4 protein-coding genes are annotated in these 5513 nt (G+C 71.2%); all 4 read left to right on the top strand.

Annotated elements, in window-relative coordinates:
* On the top strand, nt 1-1685 hold a 1685-nt coding region (locus F4X11_04480), incomplete at its 5' end, for a CRTAC1 family protein (GenBank protein ID MYN64269.1).
* Entirely contained in the window at nt 1649-3370 is a 1722-nt protein-coding gene (locus tag F4X11_04475) for a tetratricopeptide repeat protein (GenBank protein MYN64268.1), read from the top strand. The genes F4X11_04480 and F4X11_04475, both read left to right, overlap by 37 nt.
* Nucleotides 3334-4290: a VWA domain-containing protein gene (locus F4X11_04470; GenBank protein ID MYN64267.1), complete on the top strand. Its 957-nt coding sequence runs from the start codon at nt 3334-3336 to the stop codon at nt 4288-4290. The genes F4X11_04475 and F4X11_04470 overlap by 37 nt, the downstream gene beginning before the upstream one ends.
* 97 nt (nt 4291-4387) lie before the next feature.
* Entirely contained in the window at nt 4388-5395 is a 1008-nt protein-coding gene (locus F4X11_04465; protein MYN64266.1) for a VWA domain-containing protein, read from the top strand.
* The last annotated feature ends 118 nt before the right edge of the window (nt 5396-5513 follow it).

Genomic DNA, 5513 nt, shown 5'->3' with positions numbered 1-5513 from the left:
GGATAGGCCTCGTGGATGCGGGGGCGGGGTCCGGGGCGGCGGGCGACTGGTTCGTCGACGGCGCTGCCGACAGCGGCCTCGACTTCGTGCACTTCAACGGTGCGTCGGGCGAGTTCTACTACCCGGAGATCCTGCCCCCCGGCGTCGGCCTGCTCGATTACGACAACGACGGCGACCTCGACGTCTACCTGGTGCAGGGGCGGGTCCTCGGTCAGGGCGCGACCGCGGCCGGCGCGCCTGCGCCGCCGAAGGGGGCGCTGCCGCTGCGGGGAAGACTCTACCGCAACGACCTGGAAGTGGCGGCGGACGGCTCGCGGACGCTGCGCTTCGCGGACGTTACCGCGGGGAGCGGGATCGACGCGGACGGGTTCGGACTCGGGGTGGCGGCCGGCGACGTGAACAACGACGGCTGGACCGACCTGCTCCTCACCAACTTCGGCCCCGCCAGCCTGTATCTGAACCAGGGAGACGGCACCTTTCGGGAGGCGTCGGCTGCCGGCGGGATCGACGGCGCGCCGGGATTCGGCGTTTCGGCCGCGTTCGTCGACTTCGATCGGGACGGCTGGCTCGATCTGTACGTGGGCCACAACGTCAACTACGCGCTGGACAACACGATCGAGTGTTCCAACGTGACGGGCGCGAGCGACTATTGCCCGCCGGAGACCTACGGCGGGACGCCCGATCATCTCTACCGCAACACCGGCGACGGACGGTTCGTCGACGTGAGCGACTCGGCCCTCGTGGGAGGCCAGTTCGGCCCGGCCCTCGGCGTCGTGGTCGCCGACTACGACGGCGACGGCTGGATCGACATCTACGTGGCCAACGACGCCACCGAGAACCTGCTGTGGATCAACCAGCAGGACGGGACCTTCCGCGACGTGGCGCTGCTGGCCGGGGCGGCCCTGAGCGGGATGGGGCTGGCCGAGGCGAGCATGGGCGTGGACGCCGGGGACTACGACAACGACGGCGACGAAGACCTCTTCATGACCCACATCACGAACGAGGGCAACAACCTCTACGTGAACGACGGGACGGCGTCGTTCCGGGATCGGAGCACGGTATCGGGGCTCGGCGCCGGCAGCCTGCCCTACACCGGGTGGGGCACCACCTGGTTCGACTACGACAACGACGGCTGGCTCGACCTGCTGGCGGTCAACGGTACGGTCATCGCCAGTCCCGGACCGGCGGATCGTCCGTTCCCGTACGACCAGCGCAAGTCGCTGTTCCGCAACCTGGGCGACGGCACCTTCGAGGACGTGACCGGGGCCGCCGGCGCGGTGTTCGAGCTGTCGGAGACGGGTCGCGGCGCCGCCTTCGGCGACGTCGACAACGACGGCGACGTCGATGTGGTGGTGGGTAACGACACCGGCCCCGTGCGGCTGCTCATCAATCGGGTCGGCAACCGGCGGCACTGGATCGGGCTGCGGCTCGCCGGCGCCGGGGGGCGGGACATGCTCGGGGCCCGGGTGGCGGTGCGTCGTCCCGGCGAGCCGACCCGGTGGCGCCGCGCGCGTTCGGACGGCAGCTACGCCTCGGCCAACGATCCGCGCGTACTCGTCGGACTCGGGGACTCGGACGGCCGGCCCGCGGTGGAGGTGCACTGGCCGGACGGGCGGACGGAGACCTGGGACGACGTCGAGGTCGACCGATGGACCACGCTCGAGCAGGGAACGGGGAGTTCCTGATGCCGGGACGATGGAGGTCCGGGGCCGAAGGGCCGGCCGCGATGCTGCGGCCGGCGGCGATCCTCGGGCTCGCGGCGTTGCTCGCGGGATGCTCCGCACCGAACGGGCCTGCCTCCCGGGACTCGCAGGCGCCGGCGGACGTGGCGGCCGGAACGCAGGCCGCCACGGCCGCGCCGGCATCCTGCGGGGAAGCGCTGCCGGATCTCGCCCGCGTGGGCGAATCGGTGCGGACGCAGGTTCGCGACCGCCATGCCGCGTTGCCGCCGCGCGACGAGCGGGCCGGTCTCCCGCAGGAGCTGGCGGCCGAGGCCGTCGGCGTGATGGGGATGACGTTCATGGCGGCGTGGTTCACCGATGAGGCCGAGCCGTGCCTGCGCGAGGCGGCGGCTCTGGCCCCGGACGACGGTCGCTGGCCCTATTACCTCGCGCAGTTGTACCGCGACCGCGGCGCGCTGGACGAATCGGCCGCGTTCTTTGAGCAGGTCCTCCGCATCCAGCCGGAGGATCCGACGACGCTGTTCTGGCTCGGCGACATCCGTCTGGAGCAGGGCCGGCCCGACGAGGCCGAGCCGCTCTTCGCACAGGCGCTGGCGCTGTTTCCGTCGTCGCTGTCGGCGCGCTACGGTCTGGCCCGGACGGCGCTGCTCGAGGAGGACTTCCGCCGCGCCGCCGACCTGCTGGAGGAGATCCTGGCGCGCAACCCGGAAATCGGTGCGGTGCACTACCCGCTCGGTATGGCCTATCGGGGGCTGGGGGACGACGCGAAGGCCGAAGAGCACCTGCGGCAGCGCGAGAATGCCGAAATCCGGCCGGCGGACCCGCTGATGGCCGCGCTCGACTCGCTCCTCACGACTGCCGGCACCTACGAGAACAGCGGCCTGGAGTCGCTCGACCGGCAGGAATGGCCGGCCGCGATCGCGCAGTTCCGGCAGGGGCTCGAGCTGGATCCCGACGACCCGGGGCTGCGGCACCGGCTCGGCACGGCGCTGTTCATGACCGGCGATCTGGACGGCGCGATGACCGAGTTCCAGCGGGTCGTGCGGACCACCCCCGACTACTTCCCGTCGCACTACAGCATCGGCGTGCTTCTGCAGGAGACGGGACGACATGCCGAGGCCGTCGCACGGTTCCGGACCGCGCTGCGCCACCGGCCCGGAGACGATGCCGTGCACCTGCGGATGGCGATCAGCCTGCGGCGCGCGGGCGATCCCGAGTCGTCGCTGTCGTACTACGAGCTGGTGCTGCGCACCAACCCGGACGCGCTCGAGGCCCGGTTCGGATACGCGATGGCCCTCGTGCAGCTCGGGCGCTACCGCGAGGCGCACGACCGCCTGGCGACCGCGATGGACGCGTTTCCCCGGGAGACCTCCTTCGCGCACGCGCTGGCCCGGCTGCTCGCCGCCGCGCCCGACCCGACGATCCGCAACGGCCGGCGGGCGATGACGCTGGTCGAGCAGGTCATGGACGCGGAACCGGAGCCGACCCTCGATCTCGGCGAGACGATGGCGATGACCCTCGCCGAGGTCGGCCGCTTCGGCCAGGCCGCCGAAGTGCAGCGAGCGCTGATCGGCGCGGCCGAGCTGGCCCGGTTGCCGGACGTGGTTCGGCGTCTGCGCGTGAATCTCCGGCGCTACGAACGGGGTGAGCCATGCCGTACGCCGTGGCCGGCCGACGCCATGCCGTGATCGTCGGCCGGGCGGCTGCGAGCGGTGCGCAGGGACCGAGTGCCGAGCCCCGGCGCCGTGCTTCGCATCTTCGCCGCTTCGTCGCCATCGCCGCCCTCCTCGTCGTTGGCGTCGAGGTGCACCCCGTGTTGCCGGCGCAGACGGCGCAGCAGTTCTACCTCACGGTGCTCGATCGGGACGGCGTCCCGATCGTCGATCTGCAGCCCGGCGACGTGACCGTCACCGAGAACGGCGTACCGGGGCAGGTGATGCACCTCGTGCGGCCGACCGCGGCGGTCGATGTCTTTCTCCTGGTCGATACGAGTCGGAACCTCGTTTCCGCGACGCCCCACTTGCGGCGGGCGTTGCTGGGGTTCGTCGACACGCTGGCGGGCAGCGCACGGATGTCGTTGATGGTGTTCGGCGGCACGCCGAGGAGGGTCGTGGCGCCCACCATGCGGACGGCCGAGATGCGCGAGGCGATCGCGCGGCTGTTTCCCAGTCCCGGATTCAACAACAGCTTCCAGAACGCGTTGATCGAAGCTCGTCGGAGAATCGCCGAGGAGTCGCCGCGACGCCCGGTCATCGTCGCGGTCACGTCGTCCGTCGCGAGCCGCCAGCCCTCGGAGCTCTACGTCCGGGACTACCTGAATCCGCTGACGCGGATGGGCACGCCGATCCACATCGTGACGCTGCGCCGGCGGCCCGGTGATCTGCTGGGAAGTCTCGCCGAGATTGCGGCGCGCACCGGGGGCCGGTTCGCGACCGTCGCCAACCACACCCGGCTGGATGCGCCGCTCGCCGCCATCGCCGACGAGATCCTGGGCCAGTACGTGTTGACCTACCTCCGTCCCGAGCTGCCGGCCGATGCCGACCCGGTCGACATCCGCTTGAGCGTCGCGCGCGAGGGCATCACCATTCGCGTCACGCCCGTACTGTGAAGCGCGCACGGTGCGGGCGGCTGTCGTCCGTTCCGGCGCTCGTCCTCCGACCGACTTCGCGTATAGTGAACCGACTCGGGAGCCAAGGAGAACCGCCATGGCGATGTCCACGCGATCGCTCCATTCGTCGCGTCTGCGCCCGTTCGTCGCCGCCGCCGCCGTTCTCGCGCTCTGGATGGCAGTGGACGCGGTCCTTCCTGCGCAGTCCGCGCAGCAGCTCTACCTGACGGTGCTGGACGACGACGGGAACCCCGTCGTCGATCTGCGGCCGTACGAGATCTCCGTGGCGGAAAACGGCGTGCGGCGCGAGGTGCTGTACCTGGCGCGCCCGAGCGGCCCGGCGGACGTGTCGATCCTGGTCGACACCAGCGAGGGGGTGGTGCCGTCCACCACCCACGTCCGGCGGGCGCTGGGCGAGTTCGTCGTTGCGCTCGACGGCTACGCGCGGATGTCGCTGATGACGTTCGGCGACCTGCCGGTGCGGGTGGTGCCTCCGACGACGCGCCTCAGCGTGATGCAGGAGGCGGTTGACCGGGTCTTCCCGGCCGTCGGGGCGATTCCACGTTTCCAGGACGCGCTGATACAGACGGTGCGCGACATCCAGAATCGCCAGCCGAGCCGGCCCACGCTGGTTATCATCACCTCGGACCAGGTGCCGGGCGCGTTCGCCACCGAGTCGCCCAACACTTCCGCCCGCCCGGTACAGCAGGTCGTCGGCGTGCTGCAGGCCATCGGTGCGCCGGTGCACATCGTGGCGCTGCGGAGCAGCGCCTCCTTCGATATCGTGGGACGCGGCGTCTTCGATCGCGCGTCGGCCTTCAGCGGCACCGCCGACAACAACATGCGCAACTCGATCATGGCCCGTGAGACGCGCGACTGGCTGATGGCGCTGGAGACGGCGTCGCAGAGCACCGGCGGCCGGTTGGTCAACACCTATGCCAGCGCCGGCCTCGCGACACCGTTGCTGGAGATCGCCAACGAGATCGCGGGCCAGTACATCCTGACCTATTCGCGTCCGGAGCTCCCGCTCGACACCGACACGATCGACATCCAGATCGGCATCGCTCGCGAGGACGTCACCGTGCGTGTGACGCCCGTCGTCTGACCGTACGATGGCGACCGTCGATGGCTTCAGCGGGCGGCACGGGCGGTGGAGCCGTGGGGGGGGCCCCGGCCCGGGGGGGGGGGGGGGGGGGGGGGGGGGGGGGGGGGGGGGGGGGGGG

The organism is Acidobacteriota bacterium, from assembly GCA_009861545.1.
Taxonomy (GTDB): domain Bacteria; phylum Acidobacteriota; class Vicinamibacteria; order Vicinamibacterales; family UBA8438; genus WTFV01.
The sequence above is the reverse complement of the archived record's forward strand: the minus strand, read 5'-3'. Positions and strand labels throughout refer to the sequence as shown.

Bases quoted from the DNA above. Each gene is read 5' to 3' on its own strand.
- F4X11_04465 (MYN64266.1), top strand. From the start codon at position 4,388: ATGGCGATGTCCACGCGATCGCTCCATTCGTCGCGTCTGCGCCCGTTC.
- F4X11_04475 (MYN64268.1), top strand. From the start codon at position 1,649: ATGGACCACGCTCGAGCAGGGAACGGGGAGTTCCTGATGCCGGGACGA.
- F4X11_04470 (MYN64267.1), top strand. From the start codon at position 3,334: ATGCCGTACGCCGTGGCCGGCCGACGCCATGCCGTGATCGTCGGCCGG.